We start from the raw sequence: 2,565 nt of genomic DNA on the forward strand, positions 1-2,565 counted from the left end.
GGAATATACTCGATAATATTTCCATAATTTGGTGAAACATCAATCATTTTAACGACTTCTCTACCATAATCATCATAATAAAGTTCTATATCAAAATTATGATCTTCCTTTTTAGAATAGACATGGACTATATCATTATTGCCATCAAAAGTTAAAACATCGATAAAATTATCATTAAAATCATTTCGAACTGCTTTATTTAAAACGGTAATATTATTAATACAGTTATCAACAATATTAATGGCTTGATTTCTCATTGAATCAAGATAATTTACATTAATATCGAATAAATTAGTCTCTTCATCATATAATCCAAACATATCAGTAGTGAGTTCGTATTGATTATTTGTTTCTTTGCTAGAAGATTCATATTTTCTTATTGTTTGTTTCTTTTTTTCTCCGAAAGAAAAATTAAAACTAAAATCTGCATTTTTTAATCGATTTTTTGAAAAAGTTATTTCATCCAAATAATCAACATTTTGATAATTATTATTTGAGCATCCACTAATTGATAATGTAGAAAGTACTAATCCTATTATTAACAAACATTTATTGTTCATTATTATGCCCCCCTCGTATAGTAGTAAATGTATAAAACAGCAATTTGATCATTTGAAGTTTTATACCTAACAGCCCTACTGAAACAACTGTTAGTTTTCTTGGCTCCTAGTGATAAAATTAAATTACGAATTTTACTTGGAATGTGCTTATGCCCCTTGCATTTAAGATGCTTACGAAGCCAGCAACCCTGCGTGATTGAATAGACTTTGACTCGAAAGCTGCACGAGACCACGTTATTGAGACTATTAATGTGATAGAGGTGCTAATACGCGAGATTGTTTCATCCTTCACGGCTAGGACCAAGAATTAATCGTGAAAGAGAGGTTTAATATGCCAAACCCATTGACAACTTTGTATGTTGGTATTGATGTTTCAAAGGATTCTAATGTAGTTTGCTGTCTTTCTTTTGAAGGAAAAAAACTATTTTCAGGTTCTTTTAAGAACAACAATGATGAATCTCAAAACCTACAAAGTAAAATCGTTGAGATTCAGAAGAATAACTCATTTGACTCTATCCAAATTGTATTAGAATCAACAGGAGTATATTCATTTCATATTGGGTTATTTTTGTCATCATCAGAATTACTAAATGCCGTTGGTACAACAGTATTTGTTGTTAACCCAAAAATGACAAAAAATTACTCAAAAAGTTATATAGACATGACTAAATCGGATCCTTCTGATTCGTTTATGCTCGCTGATTTTGCTAGATGTGGAAGGACTAAAATGCTAAAACCATTCCGCGGAAAGCAGCGTTTAGCACTACAAAGATTAACAAGATATAGAAAGCATTTAATTGACCTACTATGTCAAGAAAAGATGTATGTTTTAAATAACATTTTCATAAAATTTAGTGAATTTAATAACAAATCACACGATTTTAGAACTTTTTCAGATAGTTTTTCAACATCAGCTATTGAAATACTAACAAATTATTTTTCGCCAGAGACAATTGCAAGCACCCCAGTGGAAAAGCTTGCAACATCTTTAAGAAAGTACTCGAAAAATAAAATTGGTGATCCACTTGCGATTGCTAGTAAACTACAATCTGCAGCCCGAGCTTCATATAGGCTAGATAAAATAATGTATGAGCCAATTAACGCATGTATTGCTTCGAGTTTTTGTTTAATTAGAACCTATGAAAAGCAAATTAAGGATGTCGAAGAACAAATCGGTTTATTAATTAAAGGCTTAGATAATCAAAATGAATATAATTCACTTATTTCTATACCAGGAATTGGACCGGTTTATGCTTCAGGCATACTTTCAGAAATAGGCTCAATTAGTGATTTTAATAGTGATGATGCTTTAGCTAATTTTGCAGGTTTAACTTGGAAAAAAACACAGTCTGGAAATTTTGATGCTTCCGACACTCCGATGCAAAAAAACGGAAATTCATATTTAAGATATTACTTAATCGAAGCAACACAAAATATCATTTCAAACATACCATCATATAAAGAATATTTTGATAAAAAGAAATCTGAGGTCACAACTCACGCTTATCCTCGCGCTCGTGTACTTACTGCTAGAAAGGTTCTCAGATTAATTTATAGTCTCGTCTCTCAAAATAAGCTTTATCAACCTAAATAGTCATAATCTAATAGTTTTTCAAAGAACAATTTTTAACGTTTTCTAGACGTAATTTTAAAAACGCAACTTTTCAGTAAAATATATCTTTACTTCTTACCGAAAGGCTTCTTTAATAATATAACTAATTTAAAAATTGGTAAACTTTGAATATACATTTCTCCTTTTTCTTGTTCGACAAGTGATCTTAAAGATGATAATCCTCCACATTCTATTATTTCTTTTTGAGGCGGATTCCCATTATTTGTAATATTTATTTCAATTATTTCATTATCTTCTTTAATATTAACTAAAACATGAGTTCCCTTAGCATGTTAAACAGTATTAGTAATACATTCTAAAATAGCTGTTATTACTATTTTTTTAGATATGCTTTCATTTGGTTTATTTCCTTTAATTATTAAATCAACACCA

The 2,565-nt window shown here is 29.6% G+C and carries 2 protein-coding genes; one reads left to right on the forward strand and one right to left on the reverse strand.

The window, feature by feature from the left end; genetic code table 11:
* Positions 1–560 (reverse strand): hypothetical protein (locus ACR0P1_RS07750; protein ID WP_432645833.1); only part of this gene is annotated, 560 nt, incomplete at its 3' end.
* A gap of 331 nt (positions 561–891) precedes the next feature.
* Between ACR0P1_RS07750 and ACR0P1_RS07755 the strand changes: the two genes are divergently transcribed.
* Positions 892–2,154 carry an IS110 family transposase gene (locus tag ACR0P1_RS07755; RefSeq protein ID WP_432645834.1) on the forward strand — a complete coding sequence of 421 codons (1,263 nt, stop codon included), beginning with the start codon at positions 892–894 and terminating at the stop codon, positions 2,152–2,154.
* Positions 2,155–2,565 lie beyond the last annotated feature (411 nt).

This window comes from Methanobrevibacter sp. (assembly GCF_050872065.1).
Taxonomy (GTDB): domain Archaea; phylum Methanobacteriota; class Methanobacteria; order Methanobacteriales; family Methanobacteriaceae; genus Methanocatella.

Bases quoted from the DNA above. Each gene is read 5' to 3' on its own strand.
- ACR0P1_RS07755 (WP_432645834.1), top strand. From the start codon at position 892: ATGCCAAACCCATTGACAACTTTGTATGTTGGTATTGATGTTTCAAAG.